Source organism: Streptomyces sp. NPDC028331 (assembly GCF_055565775.1).
Window position 1 is genome coordinate 235666 of sequence record NZ_JBVHTR010000003.1, and the last position, 15961, is coordinate 251626.

General features: G+C 70.9%; 15 protein-coding genes and 2 tRNA genes. 14 read left to right on the forward strand and 3 right to left on the reverse strand.

All coding sequences use genetic code 11. The features are described 5' to 3' along the window. The first annotated feature begins 12 nt into the window (after positions 1–12). From ACZ4SW_RS05145 to ACZ4SW_RS05175, 7 genes are all read left to right on the forward strand, one after another. The gene (locus tag ACZ4SW_RS05145) at positions 13–168 is read left to right on the forward strand and encodes a hypothetical protein (RefSeq protein ID WP_366024484.1); all 156 of its coding nucleotides are present in this window, start codon (positions 13–15) and stop codon (positions 166–168) included. Positions 169–337: 169 nt separating this feature from the next. After that, the gene (locus tag ACZ4SW_RS05150; protein WP_468238108.1) at positions 338–493 is read left to right on the forward strand and encodes a hypothetical protein; all 156 of its coding nucleotides are present in this window, start codon (positions 338–340) and stop codon (positions 491–493) included. A gap of 82 nt (positions 494–575) precedes the next feature. Then, positions 576–1238 carry a nicotinate-nucleotide adenylyltransferase gene (gene nadD / locus ACZ4SW_RS05155; protein ID WP_468238111.1) on the forward strand — a complete coding sequence of 221 codons (663 nt, stop codon included), beginning with the start codon at positions 576–578 and terminating at the stop codon, positions 1236–1238. Positions 1239–1254: 16 nt separating this feature from the next. Beyond that, positions 1255–2955: an LCP family protein gene (locus ACZ4SW_RS05160; protein WP_468238114.1), complete on the forward strand. Its 1701-nt coding sequence runs from the start codon at positions 1255–1257 to the stop codon at positions 2953–2955. Between the two features lie 110 nt (positions 2956–3065). After that, complete coding sequence (rsfS, locus tag ACZ4SW_RS05165; protein WP_468238117.1) at positions 3066–3524, forward strand: ribosome silencing factor; 459 nt, start codon at positions 3066–3068, stop codon at positions 3522–3524. Continuing rightward, entirely contained in the window at positions 3521–4189 is a 669-nt protein-coding gene (locus ACZ4SW_RS05170) for a histidine phosphatase family protein (protein ID WP_468238119.1), read from the forward strand. The genes rsfS and ACZ4SW_RS05170 overlap by 4 nt, the downstream gene beginning before the upstream one ends. Positions 4190–4309: 120 nt before the next feature. Continuing rightward, positions 4310–4382: transfer RNA gene (locus tag ACZ4SW_RS05175), tRNA-Ala, on the forward strand. A gap of 120 nt (positions 4383–4502) precedes the next feature. Here the strand turns inward: ACZ4SW_RS05175 and ACZ4SW_RS05180 are convergent. Next, positions 4503–5366, reverse strand: a complete 864-nt coding sequence (locus ACZ4SW_RS05180; RefSeq protein ID WP_468238122.1) for a helix-turn-helix transcriptional regulator — start codon at positions 5364–5366, stop codon at positions 4503–4505. A 118-nt stretch (positions 5367–5484) separates the two neighbouring features. On the opposite strand from ACZ4SW_RS05180, the gene ACZ4SW_RS05185 reads away from it, so the two are divergent. The 4 genes from ACZ4SW_RS05185 (at position 5485) to ACZ4SW_RS05200 (ending at position 7623) form a co-directional block, all read left to right on the forward strand. Next, positions 5485–6954, forward strand: coding sequence for an MFS transporter (locus ACZ4SW_RS05185; RefSeq protein ID WP_468238125.1), 1470 nt, complete (start codon positions 5485–5487; stop codon positions 6952–6954). 69 nt (positions 6955–7023) lie between these two features. Then, the gene (locus ACZ4SW_RS05190; protein ID WP_200417343.1) at positions 7024–7197 is read left to right on the forward strand and encodes a hypothetical protein; all 174 of its coding nucleotides are present in this window, start codon (positions 7024–7026) and stop codon (positions 7195–7197) included. A 3-nt stretch (positions 7198–7200) separates the two neighbouring features. After that, complete coding sequence (locus ACZ4SW_RS05195) at positions 7201–7434, forward strand: hypothetical protein (protein ID WP_016643127.1); 234 nt, start codon at positions 7201–7203, stop codon at positions 7432–7434. Positions 7435–7550: 116 nt separating this feature from the next. Beyond that, positions 7551–7623, forward strand: a tRNA-Ala gene (locus ACZ4SW_RS05200). Between the two features lie 172 nt (positions 7624–7795). On the opposite strand, the gene ACZ4SW_RS05205 is transcribed toward ACZ4SW_RS05200, so the two are convergent. After that, the gene (locus tag ACZ4SW_RS05205) at positions 7796–9412 is read right to left on the reverse strand and encodes an NADH-ubiquinone oxidoreductase-F iron-sulfur binding region domain-containing protein (RefSeq protein WP_468238128.1); all 1617 of its coding nucleotides are present in this window, start codon (positions 9410–9412) and stop codon (positions 7796–7798) included. Beyond that, positions 9409–10713 (reverse strand): cytochrome b/b6 domain-containing protein, encoded by a 1305-nt coding sequence (locus tag ACZ4SW_RS05210; RefSeq protein WP_468238131.1) that lies wholly within the window; start codon positions 10711–10713, stop codon positions 9409–9411. The genes ACZ4SW_RS05205 and ACZ4SW_RS05210 overlap by 4 nt, the downstream gene beginning before the upstream one ends. A 492-nt stretch (positions 10714–11205) precedes the next feature. Between ACZ4SW_RS05210 and leuS the strand changes: the two genes are divergently transcribed. From leuS to ACZ4SW_RS05225, 3 genes are all read left to right on the forward strand, one after another. After that, on the forward strand, positions 11206–14085 hold the full coding sequence (gene leuS, locus ACZ4SW_RS05215; protein ID WP_468238134.1) for a leucine--tRNA ligase: 2880 nt from the start codon (positions 11206–11208) through the stop codon (positions 14083–14085). 163 nt (positions 14086–14248) lie between these two features. Beyond that, complete coding sequence (locus tag ACZ4SW_RS05220; RefSeq protein WP_468238136.1) at positions 14249–14986, forward strand: hypothetical protein; 738 nt, start codon at positions 14249–14251, stop codon at positions 14984–14986. A gap of 72 nt (positions 14987–15058) precedes the next feature. Further along, a complete protein-coding gene (locus ACZ4SW_RS05225; protein ID WP_468238139.1) occupies positions 15059–15904 on the forward strand; it encodes a DegV family protein in 846 nt (281 codons plus the stop codon). Positions 15905–15961 lie beyond the last annotated feature (57 nt).

Consider the following 15961-nt stretch of genomic DNA (forward strand, 5'->3'; position numbering starts at 1 on the left):
AGGAGCGATCTCATGGAGCACATCAGCGCCGCCTGGCTCACCGAGGCAGCGACGGCCGCCAGCCGACAGGGCCCGGGCAACCTGCTCCGAGTCGTCCTGGTCGTCATGGTTCTCGGGTGCGTCCTGACCGGCTGGTTCCTGCTGCGGGGCTACAAGCGCAAGGACTGACCCGGCCGTCGCGCCCGGCGCCCCGGCGCGCGGCGACCGCTGGTCCTGGCGGCCCGGCGCCCCGCGGTCCGCGTCCAACGGCGGAGTCGCCGTGATGCCCGGGAACGCGCCCGCATACGATGAGCGCCGACGTCTTTATCCCGCCCACACCGGATAGGTACTGCCGAAGATGAGCTTCCACAGCACCGCTGCCCAGTTGGCCACCCTCGCCGAGGGCGAAGGCGAGCGCCACGCGAGCCTCAGCCCCTTCGTGACGGGCGGCTCGGCCCTCTTCATCCTCCTCCTGCTGCTGTGGATCACCACCCGCTTCAACCGCGACCGCTGAGCTGGGACGAACGGTCCGTCCCGGCCGCCCGCGGGGGCCTGTCGGCCGGTGCCCGCCGGCCGGGCCGGTAGGGTCTGCACGCATGGGAGAGCAGCACACGCCCGCCGGTCCGGGGAACGGCACGGGACCCGGCCGCGGCAGCGGGCCGTCGAACCCGGGCAAGCGCCGCCTCGGCGTCATGGGCGGGACCTTCGATCCGATCCACCACGGCCACCTGGTCGCGGCCAGCGAGGTCGCCGCCCAGTTCCACCTCGACGAGGTGGTGTTCGTGCCCACCGGGCAGCCGTGGCAGAAGACCGACCGCAAGGTCAGCCCCGCGGAGGACCGCTATCTGATGACGGTCATCGCGACCGCCGAGAACCCCCAGTTCTCGGTCAGTCGCATCGACATCGACCGCGGCGGTCCCACCTACACCACGGACACCCTGCGTGATCTGAAGGCCCTCAACCCCGACACCGACCTCTTCTTCATCACCGGTGCCGACGCGCTCGGCCAGATCCTCACCTGGCGCTACACGGACGAGTTGTTCTCCCTGGCCCACTTCATCGGCGTCACCCGTCCCGGTCACACCCTGGCCGACCCGGGTCTGCCCGAGGGCGGCGTCTCGCTCGTCGAAGTCCCCGCGCTCGCCATCTCGTCCACAGACTGCCGTGCGAGAGTCGCCAAGGGCGAACCCGTCTGGTACCTGGTGCCGGACGGCGTGGTGCGCTACATCGACAAACGGCAGCTGTACCGCGGCGAGTGAGCCGGGAGGGGCACTGGTGAACGACCGATACGACGGATACACGGGCGGCGACCAGTACGAGCTCGTCGGCTACGACGAGTTCGGGCAGCCTGTGTACCGACAGGTGCCCGCACAACAGACCCAGCAGGGCTACGACCCCTACGGCACCCAGCCCGGCCGGCAACAGGGCTACGGCTACGACCCGTACGCGACCGGCCCCCAGCAGCCCGCCGCCCCCTACGACCCCTACACCCCGTACGGCACCACCACCGCCGACGGCTACGACCCCTACGGCCGGGCCGCGACCAGCGGTCAGCAGCCGCGCGTCGCCGAACAGACCGCCTACATCCCGCACCAGGCCGGCCCGGCCGACGGCGCCCCGGGGGACGCGCCCGGGACCGGTTACGCCGACGACGGCACGCCCGGAGGCGGCGAGACCTCCGAGAAGGAGCCGCACGGCGACCGCGACTACCGCACCGAGCAGTTCGCCTTCGTCGAGGAGCCCGACGGCGACTCCGAGGACGTCATCGACTGGCTCAAGTTCACCGAGAACCGCACCGAGCGCCGGGAGGAGGCCCGCCGCCGCGCCCGCAGCCGGATCATCGCCCTGGCCGTGGTCCTCGCCCTGGTCGCGCTCGGTGGCGTCGGCTACCTCTGGTACGCGGGCAAGCTGCCCGGCCTCTCCTCCGGCGGCAGGTCCGGCACCACGACGACGGCCGCGACCGCCCAGAACCGCGACGTGATCGTCGTCCACCTGCACAACACGAAGGGCGGCGGCACCTCCACCGCGCTGCTCGTCGACAACACCACCACCAAGCAGGGCGCCACCGTCCTGCTGCCCAACTCCCTCGCGTTGACCTCGGACGACGGCAACACGACCACCCTCGCCAAGTCGGTCGCCGACGACGGCTCCTCCGGCACCAGCGACGCCATCAACTCGGTCCTCGGCACCAGCATCGAGGGCACCTGGCGCCTCGACACCCCCTACCTGGAGAACCTCGTCGAACTCGTCGGCAACATCGAGGTCGACACCAACGCCGACGTCCCCGACCCCGACGCGAAGAAGAAGGGCGGCGCGCCGCTCGTGCACAAGGGGCAGGACCAGACCCTCAGCGGCAAGATGGCCGTCGCCTACGCCACCTACCGCGCCACCGGGGAGTCCCAGGACGCCCAGCTCGAGCGGTTCGGGCAGGTCCTGCAGGGCGTGCTGCGCAAGATGTCCTCCGACCCGCAGGCCGCGACGACCACCGTGCAGACACTCGCCCAGATCCTCGACCCGTCCCTGACCGACAAAGACCTCGGCACGTTCCTCGCCAAACTCGCCGACCACGCCAAGGACGACGACTACAAGACCGTCCTGCTGCCGGTCCAGTCCGACGGCACCGTCGGCCAGAACGCCACCGACGGCGTGGTCAAGACCCTGCTCGGCGGCACGGTGAAGAGCCCCCAGGCCGGTGACGCCGTCCGGGTCGGCATCAAGAACGCCACCGGTTCCAAGGCCGCAGCCGAGCAGGCCCGGGTCGTCCTCGTCAACGGCGGCTACACCTCGGTCGACGCCGGCACCGGGCCCGCCCGGGCAACGTCCCAGGTCACCTACGCCGACGACGGCGACAAGCAGAACGCCGTCGAGGTCGCCAAGACCCTCGGCCTGCCCACCACCGCCGTGAAGAAGGACACGAGCGCCTCGAACACGAACGTCTCGGTCGTGCTCGGCGAGGACTACAAGCCGTCCTCGTGACGTGGGCCACACCCTCGGCCGCCGAGGCGTGCTCCATTAATCACATGGGGTGCCCTCGGCGGTCCGTGAGACCCTTGAGGTATCACTGACCGCCGACGGAAAGCCTTGTAGTGACCGCCACGGACCGCTCTCTGGAACTCATCAACACCGCCGCTCAGGCGGCCGCCGACAAGCTCGCGCACGACATCATCGCCTACGACGTCAGCGACGTGCTGTCGATCACCGACGCCTTCCTGCTGGCCTCCGCCCCCAACGACCGCCAGGTCAAGGCGATCGTCGACGAGATCGAGGAGCGGCTGCTGAAGGAACTCGGCGCCAAGCCGGTACGCCGCGAGGGCGACCGCGAGGCTCGCTGGGTGCTCCTGGACTACGTCGACATCGTGGTGCACGTCCAGCACAGCGAGGAGCGCGTCTTCTACGCCCTGGAGCGGCTGTGGAAGGACTGCCCCGAGCTGGACCTGCCGCCCGACGCCAAGGCGACGCGCGGCAAGGCCGAGGAGCACGCGAGGCTGCAGGCCGCCCAGGACGCCGCCGAGCTGGACGCGGAGCTCGGCGGGGAGCTGCGGTGACGGCAGCGGGCACCGACACGGGGAAGAAGGGCCGGGGGCGCCGGATCATCCTGTGGCGCCACGGCCAGACGTCCTGGAACGTGGAGCGCCGCTTCCAGGGCTCCACGGACGTCGAACTGACCGAGACGGGCATCGGTCAGGCCCGCCGCTCCGCGCGCCTGCTCGCCTCGCTGAAGCCGGACGCCATCGTCGCCTCCGACCTCAGGCGCGCCGCCGCCACGGCCGCCGAGCTGGCCGCGCTCACCGGCCTGGACATCACCCTCGACGAGGCCCTGCGCGAGACGTACGCGGGCGTCTGGCAGGGGCTGACCCACGAGGAGATCATCGCCCGGTACGGCGAGGAGTACGCCGCCTGGAAGCGCGGCGAACCCGTCCGCCGCGGCGGTGGCGAGCTGGAGACCGAGGTCGCGGACCGCGCCGCCCCCGTGGTGCTCCGCCATGCCGAGAAGCTCCCCGTGGACGGCACGCTCGTGGTGGTCAGCCACGGCGGCACGATCCGCACGACGATCGGCCGCCTGCTGGGCCTGGAGGCGCACCACTGGGAGAGCCTCGGTGGTCTCTCCAACTGCTGCTGGTCGGTCCTCGGCGAAGGCACCCGCGGCTGGCGCCTCCTCGAGCACAACGCGGGCACCCTGCCGGAACCGGTCCTCGGCGACGACGACTGACACCTCCTCACCGGGTGCCGGGACCCGGATTTCACTTTCCGGCAGGTCGCAGGCTAAAGTTCTTCTTGTTCGCCCCGCCGAGCGGGGCGAAACACCATGCGGCTCCGCCGCGTGGGACAAGGGGCTATAGCTCAGTTGGTAGAGCGCCTGCATGGCATGCAGGAGGTCAGGAGTTCAATTCTCCTTAGCTCCACAGATCGACACTCTTGAGTTGTCAAAGATCGATACGGAAGATCCCGTCCCGCCAGGGGCGGGATTTTTCATGCGGCGCCCGTCCCGCGTGGACCGCGTCCCCGTTCGCCCGTCGTGTGTCTCACACCACCTCCGACGGTGGCCACAGCCGCTGCCGCCGCTCCCGCAGCCGCGCCACCTTCTCCCACGAGTCCGCGTCCTCGGGCGTGTACACCACGATCCGGCACTCGGCCATGCCGTTGATCGACAGGGAGAGAGTGGTCAGCCGCAGCTCGCCCACCGCGGCATGCCGGAACGTCTTCCCCCGCGGCCCGGGCTGGATCACCTCACCGCTCGCCCACAGCTCCGCGAAGTACGCGCTGGCCGCCGACAGCCTGCGTATGAAGTCCTCCCACGCCGGCTCGCCCACATGTCTGCCGTACGCGGAGCGAAGGGTGGCCACCATCACCGGCAGCTCCCTGTCCCGGTGCACCACCGGGCAGGCCTCCTCGGACACCGTGAACAGCGTCCACAGCGTGTTCGCCGCGCCGATGTCCGGCGTCTGCGGGATCTGGAACAGGTCGCCGTAAGCGGCGTTCGTGGCGAGGACGTCGTAGCGCGAGTTGTAGACCACCGCCGGACGCGGGTCCAGGGCGTCGATGACGTCCTGGACGTCCTGGCCGACCCGCTGGGGCAGCCCCTCCCCGTGCCGGTCGTAGGGCACCTCCGCCAGGTGGTAGAGGTGCTCGCGCTCCGGCTGCTCCAGGCGCAGGGTGCGCGCCACCGCGTCCAGGACCTGCGGCGAGGCGTTGATCGGGCGGCCCTGCTCGAGCCATGTGTACCAGGTCACGCCGACGCCGGAGAGCTGCGCCACCTCCTCGCGGCGCAGACCCGGCGTCCGGCGCCGCAGGCCCGGCGGCATGCCCACGTCGGCCGGTGTCACCCGGGCCCGCCTGCTGCGCAGGAAGGCGGCCAGCTCCGGCCTGCGGCGTTGTGTCGTCGTCATGGTCTCCACATCCCCCGTCTCCATCGTCGGGACCGGAGCCGGCCGCTGCCAGGTGCTGTCGGTACCAGCATCGGCGGGCTCTCGTCACCCGTGTCCGGCCGTCGCCAGCCTGTCAGGCATGACGACGACAACTCCGGCGAGCCCCGGACCGACCTCCGGAACCCGACCTGCACCCAGTAAAACCCCCACCACTGACAACCGCCCCGGCCGGCTGCTCGCGGTCGTGCTCACCGCCCAGTTCATGGCCCTGCTCGACGTCTTCATCGTCAACGTCGCCGCACCCGCGATCGGTTCCGACCTCCACGCGAGCGGCGCCGGACTGCAGCTGGTGGTCGCCGGGTACTCCATCGCGTACGCCGTGCTGCTGATCACCGGTGCGCGCCTCGGCGATCTGCTCGGCCACCGCCGGATCCACCTCGCCGGCATCGCGCTGTTCACAGCCGCCTCGCTGGCCTGCGGACTGGCCCGGGGCACGGGGGAGTTGATCGCCTTCCGGGTGGTGCAGGGCGCCGGGTCGGCCGTGATGATCCCGCAGGTGCTCAGTCTGATCCAGCGTCACTTCACGGGCGAGGCGCGGGCCAAGGCGCTCGGGGCCTACTCCGCCGTCCTGGCCACCGGTGCCGCCGCCGGGCAGGTACTCGGCGGGGTCCTGGTCAGCGCCGACCTGTTCGGCGCCGGCTGGCGGCCGGTGTTCCTCGTGAACGTGCCCGTCGGCGCAGCGCTGCTGGCCGTCGGCAGTCGGGTCCTGCCCCGGGCCGACGCCTACGCCCGGGAGCGCTCGCGCGGCCTCGACCTGCCCGGTCTGGTGCTGCTCGGCGCCGCCGTCTCGCTGCTGACCGTGCCGCTCGTGCTCGGCCAGGAGGAGCACTGGCCGCTGTGGTCCTGGCTGTCCCTGGCCGCGTCCGCGCCGGCCTTGGCCCTGTTCCACGGACACGAGTCCCGGCTCGCCCGGCGCGGCGGGGCGCCGCTGATCGCGCCGAGGGTGCTGCGCCACCCCGGTATCGGCCTCGCGGTCTTCCGACTGCTGGCCGTGATGGCGGTCAACGCCGGTTTCCTCTTCGCACTGACCCTGCACATCCAGGGCGGTCTCGGCTACAGCGCCCTGCGGGCGGGGCTGACGTTCGCGCCGACCGCCGTGGTGTTCGGGCTGGCCGGCCTGACCTGGCGGAGGTGGCCGGCCTCCTGGCAACGTCACCTGATCCCGGCGGGTTTCGTGCTCACCGGCCTGTCCCTCACCGGGGTGGGGCTGGCGCTGCGCGGCGGCAGCCACGGCGGAGCCGGGCTCTACGCGGCCTTCGCGGGTCTCGGCGCGGGCCTGGCACTTGCCTTCAGCCCCACGCTGACCAGGGCCCTGGCCACCGTACGGCCCGAGGACGCGGCCGACGCCAGCGGCCTGCTCGCCACGGTCACCCAGCTCGGTCAGCTGCTCGGTGTGGCGGTCTTCGGCGCACTCTTCCTGGACCGGCTTGAGTCACTTGGCGCCCCCGGGGCGTATACCTCTTCGGACGCGCTCCTCGTGTGCATGTACGCGCTGGCCGCGACGGCCACGCTGGGTGCCGTGTCCGGACTGGTACGAAGGCGTCGCTGACCGTATTGGTCCGGCCGTGGCAGAATCAAACGGCCGGAAGGGGGCGCGGCCCGACGGGAGGGAGTAGCGATGCCAGCGAGCATCCGCGGGGAGGTCCACGATCTCCTCGCAGTGGCGGTGACACGTCGGAATGCCACCCTCCTCGACTGCCCCTCGTGCGGCTCGTCCCACGTCGCCCAGGTGCTCGGCGACAACGGTGGCATCTCCTACGTGTGCACGGCCTGCGGCCACAGCTGGAGCTGATCGATGGGTGCACACAGGCGGAAGTGCGACTGGTGCGGCAGCGGCACGCCGATCGTCCGTGACATGGAGCCGGTCAACCCCGACTACCAGTACTGGTGCGAGGAATGCGCACGGGCGCTGATCATAAAAGGCGACCCGATCGAGACCTACCGGGAGCTGGAGGGGGAGCCGATCTACGGCCGTCTCCTGGACGAGCACTGCACGCTCAAACGCTTCTACTCGTTCGCCACGGCCTGACGCGGGGGACGCGGGAAACGATTTGGTGTTCCACCCGGTGGACCGTGTAATGTTGGCGTCGCCGCCGGGGAAACCGGGCGGCGAGGCCGATACGCGGATTCACCGCGTGGCCGCGAGGGGCTATAGCTCAGTTGGTAGAGCGCCTGCATGGCATGCAGGAGGTCAGGAGTTCAATTCTCCTTAGCTCCACAGAATGTGAGGGCGGTTCATCCGAGGGATGAGCCGCCCTCGTCGTATGTGCCGGTGCGTGCGGCCCCGGAAACTTGTACGAGCGCGGGGAAGGGACTGCGTACGAGGGTGCGGGGAAAGCGGGAACGAAACGGCGGGCCACCCGGTCAGGGGTGACCCGCCGTCCTGGTGCTCAGCGCCCGAGCGCCCGGCGCCCGCGGCCCTGCGACAGCACGGGCAGGTTGCTGCGCGACGGCGCGCCGGACCGGGTGTCCTCCTCGATCCGCAGCGCGAGCGCCGGGCAGCGGCGGACGGCCCGCAGGGCCTTCGCCTCCGCGTACAGCGGCACCGGCGCCTGGGCGACCGTGGGGAAGCCGTCGGCGCCCAGTTCGAAGACCTCCGGGAGGATGTCCGCGCACAGCCCGTGGCCGCGGCACAGCGTCCAGTCGACGTAGATCTTCTGCCGGCTGGCCCCCGCCTCCGGCTCGGCCTGGCCGCCGCCCGGGATGCCCGTCGGGGCCCTGCTGCCCTCGAACAGCGGCAGCACGCCCTCCACGGGCCTGCCGCAGCCGTTGCCGAGGACGTGCGCCGCCAGGTCGTCCGTGAACGCCTTGATGGTCGATTCCAGGAACATCGCCGAGCCGTCCGGGTGCGAGCACGCCCCGCGTCTCTTCACGGCCTTGGCGACCTGCTTGAGGGCCTCCAGGGCGGCCGGACCGCCGCCGTTGAGGATGTCCTCCATGCCGCGGGCGGCGGCGGGCAGTCCGAGGTAGCAGGGGCCGCACTGTCCCGCGCTCTCCTCGGCCAGCCACTTCGCCACCTGCAGGGACTCGCCCAGGGGGCAGGTCTCCTGGCTGATGGGCAGGATCGCGCCGGCGCCGAGCGAGCCGCCGACGGCGTCCAGGGAGTTGCGGGAGACGATCGCCTCGTTGACGGTCGCCGCGTCGATCCACTTGCCGTGGTAGCCGCCGGTCAGAACGCCCTGCGGGACGGGCGGGGCACCGGCGAGCTGGAGCACGTACCGCAGCGGGACGCCCGTGGGGACCTCGATCACCATGGGCCGGTTCACCGCACCGGAGACGGTGAGCATGACGGTGCCGGGCTCGTCGTACAGACCGGTGTTGCAGTAGCGCTCGGCGCCGATGCGTGCGGCGATCGCGAGCTGGGCGAACGTCTCGGCGTTCGACAGCAGCGTGGGCGCGCCGCCCACCCCGCTCTGCGAGGCACTGGTCTTGCGCCCCGGGGGGATCGCCGGACCGCCGTCGATCGAACGGATCAGCGAGGCGGCGGCACCGGTGACCATCCGCACCGGATTGCGCTGCACGCGCGCGCGGATGGGCGCCCCGCGCCGGTCGCTCAGCCCGCGCTCGGCCAGCGCCTGCTCCATCGACCGCTCCGTGGAGGCACGTGTCACCCCGACGACGAGCGTGCGGGCGCCCAGGGCCTCCGCGACCAGCAGGGCGCCGTCCAGGATGAGGTGGGGGGCACGGTTGATCAGCACCGTGTCCTTGCGGCAGGCGGGCTCGTCCTCGCTTCCGTTGACGACCACGACCGGCCGGATGCCGCGGCGGATCGCCGACTCGGCGACCGAGCGCAGCTTCTTGTGGAAGGGGAAGCCGGCGCCGCCGCGCCCCTTGAGGTTGATCTGCTCGGCGAGCTGTGCGAGCTGCTCTCCGCCCATCGGCTCGAGCGGGCCGTGCACCTTGAGGTGCATGGGCAGGTCGAGTCTCTCGACAAGGTCGAAGCCCGACGTGAGCTGCGGAAGCCCGACCACCCGGACCTCTGGGACGTCGGGCAGGGCCTCGTTCACTTAAAGCCTCCGGAAGGCGCGTTCCAGGGTTCGCCGGCTCCCGGCGTGTCGAAGGCGCCGGGGAGCGTTTCCGTTGCGGGACCGCTGTTGTACGTGTTGTTCGAGTTGTACGTGCCGAACGGTACGTTCGTCTCACCCGTGTCGTACATCTCACTCGCGCCGTACCCGTTGTATCCCGGATTGCCATAGGCCGGGACGTTGTATCCGGTGTCCTGGAGCGGATCGTAGGCGGAGGGGGGCGCCTCCCCGACGGGCGGCGGTGACGGGATCGGCCAGCTGCCCGAGGTGCTGCCGCCCGCGTCGACGCGGGGCATGGCCCCGGTGCTCTGCGTGTCGAACGGCAGATCCATGCGCTGGGTCGCGTCCGGCGTCATCGGCGTCTGCGCGCGCGGGGCGGCCGACGTGGCCCGGTAGGCGGCCGCGAAGCCGTTGCCCGGCTCCGGGGCCATGGTGCGGGCCGCGGGAGCTTCGTAGAGGGGTGTCGAGGGCTGCGGCGGGACCAGGCCCTCCCGGCCGGTGTCGCGGTCCGCCGAGCGCGTCGAGAAGCCCGCCAGGGCGGCCGCCGCCTCCGCGTTGCGGGCGCGGCTGGCGTCCAGTCCTTCGCGTCCCAGGTCACCGCCGCCGACGATCGCGAAGACCCTGTCGGCCACCTTGCGCTTGAAGCTGCGCGGCGCGGCGCGCAGGGCCAGCGCTCCCATGACGCCGAGCAGGCACAGCTCGTAGGACACCATGAAGAACGGCTTCGCCGCGCGCCCCGCGTACAGGCCGTGGACCAGGGCGGCGCACCAGGACGGGTAGGCCAGCATGTGCATCGCCCGCCAGCGCGCCGCGACCGGTGCCGGAGCCGCGAAGTTGCTGCGCAGCGCGCCGGTGATGCCCACGAAGATCATGAGCAGACCGGCCAGGGAGCCGAGGCCGATGAGCCCGCCCGAGCCGCTGACACCGAGGCTGAAGGGGATCAGCGCGGCGATCAGCACGGTGTGTTCGAGTGCGATCTTGACGGTGATGTGCACCAGGAGGAACGCGATCGAAGCGACCGCGGTCGTCCGGTGCACGGCCTGCGCCACGATCCGCTGGCGGGTGTTCAGGAAGATCCGGTCCTGGGCGACGAGCCCCCAGATCACGGAGCAGCTGAGGGAGACGAGCGAGAGCACGCCCGCTCCGAAGTTGAGGAAGTCCCGGACTGCGTTCCCGCCGGACAGCACGATGACGGGTATGAGCAGCAGCACCACAGCCGACGCCACGCCGTAGGCCGAGCGGCCCGGCTTGGGGAGCGAGCTGTTACTACGTGGAGGGTTCATGGGGGCAACTCCGAACAGTTTCGGGAAGGCGGTCCCGCTGCCGCACTCTAAGTGGCTCCAAACCGAGCGGTACGAGGTTTCAGTTATTGCGCTGTTATCAAAGGGCGACGGCCTGGTTGCGATGTCCGATTAGCTGCTGTTACGCGAAGTAATTTTGAACTTGATTCAGCGTTTCGTGACGTTCGCCACGTGACCGTCGATGTCTGAGTACGGCTGCGGTCGGTGTTGGGTTCACTCCGGTCGGCTCCGGTTCCGTTCCGGTTCGCTCCGAGTCCGCTCCCGGGGCACCGCCGCCTGCGGGCCCGTCGCGGCGCGCTCGGGCGCTGCGGTACCCTGACGCCATGCGTGCCGTACGCCTTCTGCTTAGCGAGCCGCGCTGATCAGTCCCGACCACCGGTGCATCGGGTGGTCGGAATCGGCGCGGCGACCCCTCCTGTGCGAGGGGCTTTTTCATTTCCGCTGGCAGAGACGATCTATGGAGCTTTGAGGATCATGAGCGAGACGAACCCCGCTGCCGCCGCCGTGTCGGCGGAGGCAGCGCCGCACCGCTACACGGCCACTCTGGCGGCCGAGATCGAGGCACGCTGGCAGGACTTCTGGGACGCCGAGGGCACCTACGAGGCGCCGAACCCGAGCGGCGACCTGGCCGGCGACGCCGAGCTGGCCGCCCGGCCCAAGAAGTTCATCATGGACATGTTCCCCTATCCCTCGGGTGCGGGACTGCACGTCGGCCACCCCCTGGGGTACATCGCCACCGACGTCTTCGCCCGGTTCCAGCGCATGACCGGCCACAACGTCCTGCACACCCTGGGCTTCGACGCCTTCGGCCTGCCCGCAGAGCAGTACGCCGTGCAGACCGGCACGCACCCGCGCGTGTCCACCGAGGCCAACATCGAGAACATGAAGTCCCAGCTGCGTCGGCTGGGCCTGGGCCACGACAAGCGCCGGTCGTTCGCCACGATCGACCCGGACTACTACAAGTGGACCCAGTGGATCTTCCTGCAGATCTTCAACTCCTGGTACGACGACGAGGCCCGCAAGGCGCGCCCCATCGCCCAGCTGATCGCCCAGTTCGAGTCGGGTGAGCGGGCGATTCCGGGCACCACGCGCGCGTGGAACGAGCTGACCCCCGCCGAGCGCGCCGACATCCTGGGCGAGTACCGCCTGGCCTACGCCTCCGATGCGCCCGTCAACTGGTGCCCCGGCCTGGGCACCGTCCTGGCCAACGAGGAGGTCACCGCCGACGGCCGTTCCGAGCGCGGCAACTACCCCGTCTTCAAGGCCAAGCTGCGCCAGTGGAACATGCGGATCACCGCCTACGCCGACCGGCTGCTGGAGGATCTGGAGGAGCTGGACTGGCCCGAGGCCATCAAGCTGCAGCAGCGCAACTGGATCGGCCGCTCCGAGGGCGCCCGCGTCGACTTCCCGATCGACGGGGAGACGATCACGATCTTCACCACGCGCCAGGACACCCTGTTCGGCGCGACCTACATGGTGCTGGCGCCCGAGCACCCGCTGGTCGAGAAGTTCACCCCCGAGGCGTGGCCCGCGGGCACGCACGAGGTGTGGACCGGCGGCCACGCCACGCCCGCCGAGGCCGTCGCCGCCTACCGCGCCCAGGCCGCCTCCAAGTCCGACGTCGAGCGGCAGGCCGAGGCCAAGGACAAGACCGGCGTCTTCACCGGCGCGTACGCAACCAACCCGGTCAACGGGGAGAAGATCCCCGTCTTCATCGCGGACTACGTGCTGATGGGCTACGGCACCGGCGCGATCATGGCCGTCCCGGCGCACGACAGCCGCGACTTCGCCTTCGCGCGCGCCTTCGAGCTGCCGATCCGCTGCGTCGTGGAACCGACCGACGGCCGCGGCACCGACCCGTCGACGTGGGACGACGCCTTCGTCTCCTACGACGCGAAGATCGTCAACTCCTCCGGCGACTCCGTGAATCTGGACGGTCTGGGCGTCGCCGACGCCAAGGCGCGCATCACCGAGTGGCTGGAGCGCAAGGGCATCGGCGAGGGCACGGTCAACTTCCGTCTGCGCGACTGGCTGTTCAGCCGCCAGCGCTACTGGGGCGAGCCGTTCCCGATCGTCTACGACGAGGACGGCGTCGCCCACGCGCTGCCCGAGTCGATGCTGCCGCTGGAACTGCCCGAGGTCGAGGACTACTCGCCGCGCACCTTCGACCCGGACGACGCGAACACCCAGCCGGAGACCCCGCTGTCGCGCAACGAGGAGTGGGTCAACGTCACCCTGGACCTGGGCGACGGCCCGAAGAAGTACCGCCGCGAGACCAACACCATGCCCAACTGGGCCGGTTCCTGCTGGTACGAACTGCGCTACCTGGACCCGCACAACGGCGAGAAGCTGGTCGACCCGGCCATCGAGCAGTACTGGATGGGCCCGCGCGAGGGCATGCCGCACGGCGGCGTCGACCTGTACGTCGGCGGCGCCGAGCACGCCGTGCTGCACCTGCTGTACGCGCGCTTCTGGTCGAAGGTCCTGTACGACCTGGGGTACGTCTCCTCCGCGGAGCCGTTCCACAAGCTGTTCAACCAGGGCATGATCCAGGCCTACGTCTACCGCGACAGCCGCGGCATCGCGGTGCCGGCCGCCGAGGTGGAGGAGCGTGACGGCGCGTACTACTACCAGGGCGAGAAGGTCACCCGCCTGCTGGGCAAGATGGGCAAGTCCCTGAAGAACGCGGTCACTCCGGACGAGATCTGCGCCGAGTACGGCGCGGACACGCTGCGCCTGTACGAGATGGCGATGGGCCCGCTGGACGTGTCGCGGCCGTGGGACACGCGTGCGGTGGTCGGCCAGTTCCGGCTGCTGCAGCGGCTGTGGCGCAACGTCGTCGACGAGACCACCGGTGAGGTCACCGTCGTCGACGCCGAGCCCGACGAGGACACGCTGCGCGCCCTGCACAAGGCCATCGACGGCGTGCGTCAGGACCTGGAGGGCCTGCGCTTCAACACGGCGATCGCCAAGATCACCGAGCTGAACAACCACCTGACCAAGGCCGGAGGGGCGGTGCCGCGCTCGGTCGCCGAGTCGCTGGTGCTGCTGATCGCTCCGCTGGCCCCGCACATCGCCGAGGAGCTGTGGCACAAGCTGGGCCACACCGACTCCGTCGTCCACCGGGACTTCCCGGTCGCCGACCCGGCCTATGTCGTGGACGAGAGCGTGACCTGTGTGGTCCAGATCAAGGGCAAGGTCAAGGCGCGCCTGGAGGTTCCGCCCTCGATCTCGGAGCAGGAGCTGGAGAAGGTGGCGCTGGCCGACGAGAAGGTGGTCGCGGCCCTGGGCGGCGCCGGGATCCGCAAGGTGATCGTGCGCGCGCCGAAGCTGGTGAACATCGTCACGGCATAGCGTCACGGCATGGCGATCCTCCCCGTCACGGGGCCGGTGCCGCCCTTGTCGGGGTAGTCCCCTACGGGCAGGTTCGGGGTTCTTCCGGAACCCTGGGCCTGCCCGTTGCGTTTACCGTGGAAGAGCGGTGAGCAGCCGCCCGGCCGACCGGAGGAGGAGCGTTGTGGAAGCCGTTCTGACCGTGATCGCGCTCCTGTTCGTGCTGTGCGTCGTCCTCGGCGTGTATGCGACGGTGAAGGCGGTCGGCGCGGCGAAACGCGGCGTGGACCGTACGATCGCACAGGCCCGCCGCACGGTTGAGGACACCACGCTGCGCGCCAGGACCCTCACCCAGCCAGGTCCGGCGGGTGAACTCGCCGAGCTGCGGCTGAGCCTGCGCACATCGATGCGCGCGACGCAGGACGCGCTCCACGCGGGCGCCGCCGATGACGAGTCGCTCAAGGAGGCGCTCGCCCTCTTCAAGCGCCTCAGCGCGCACGGACACGAACTGGACGCGGAACTGCGGCGCCTGGAGGCCGAGCCGGACCGCCGGACGCTGACCTCCCGGCTGCCCGAGCTGCGCGAACGCACCGAGCGGGTCACCCGGTCGGCGGACTCGCTGCGCTGGGCCGCACACGACAGGGCTCGCCGGTTCGCGGACGACGACCTGGACGCGCTGAGCGCGCAGATCGACGTGGAGGCGGGCGCCCTGCGCCACTGGACCAAAGAGCAGCCGACGCGATCGGCTCCGTCCTGGCCCGAGGCGCCGGCGCGGGAGGACGCGTCCGCCGCCGGCCAGACCTGGCCGGAGACGTCCGACTCCCGGACGGGGCAGCCTCCGGGCCGGCCCGCCCTCGGCCCGCGCATCCAGCGGCCCGTCCACCCCTGGCAGAGGAAGCCCCGCCCCGAGAGCACCTCGTGATCGCGCCAAGGACCGTCCGTGTCGGCGGGGTCGGGCTGCCACCGGTGCGTTCCGGCGGGTAACCTCCAGATCATGTCCCGCCATGTCGCGATCGTCACCGATTCAACGGCCTACCTGCCGCCGCGGACGATGGAGCGCCACGGCATCACCGCGGTGCCCCTGACCGTGGTCCTCGGCGACCAGGCACTCGAAGAGGGCACCGAGATCTCCGCTCGTTCGCTGGCCCAGGCCCTGCAGAAGCGACGGCCCGTCACCACGTCCCGGCCCAGCCCCGAGCTGTTCGCCGAGACCTACCGCAAGATCGCCGCGGCCGGCGCGACCGACATCGTCTCGCTGCACCTGTCCTCCGAGTTCTCCGGCACGTACGACGCCGCGGTGCTCGCCGGGCGGCAGGCCGACGTGCCGGTGCGTGTGGTCGACACCGGGATGGTCGCCATGGCCCTCGGCTTCTGCGCGCTGGCCGCCGCTCAGGCCGCGGAGGCGGGCGGCACGGTCGACGACGCCGTCACAGCGGCGGAGAAGCGGGCCGCGGACACCTCCGCGTACTTCTACGTCGACACCCTGGACTATCTGCGGCGCGGCGGCCGGATCGGGGCCGCGCAGGCGCTGCTGGGCTCGGCCCTCGCGGTCAAGCCGCTGCTGCAGCTGAACGGCGGCCGCATCGAGTTGCTGGAGAAGGTGCGTACGGCGTCCAAGGCCATCGCCCGCCTGGAGGAGATCGTCGCCGAGCGCGCCGGCAACGGGCAGGTGGACATCGCGGTCCATCATCTCGCCGCTGAGGAACGGGCCTCGGCGCTCGCCGACCGTCTGCGCGCCCGGCTGCCCGGACTCGCCGACCTGCATGTGAGCGAGGTCGGCGCGGTCATCGGGGCGCACACGGGACCGGGTCTCCTCGCGGCCGTGGTGTCGCCTCGATGACCTGGTGACACCGGGACATGAGGCGGTGGTGACTCGTGTGGGTGACGGAGTTGTCCA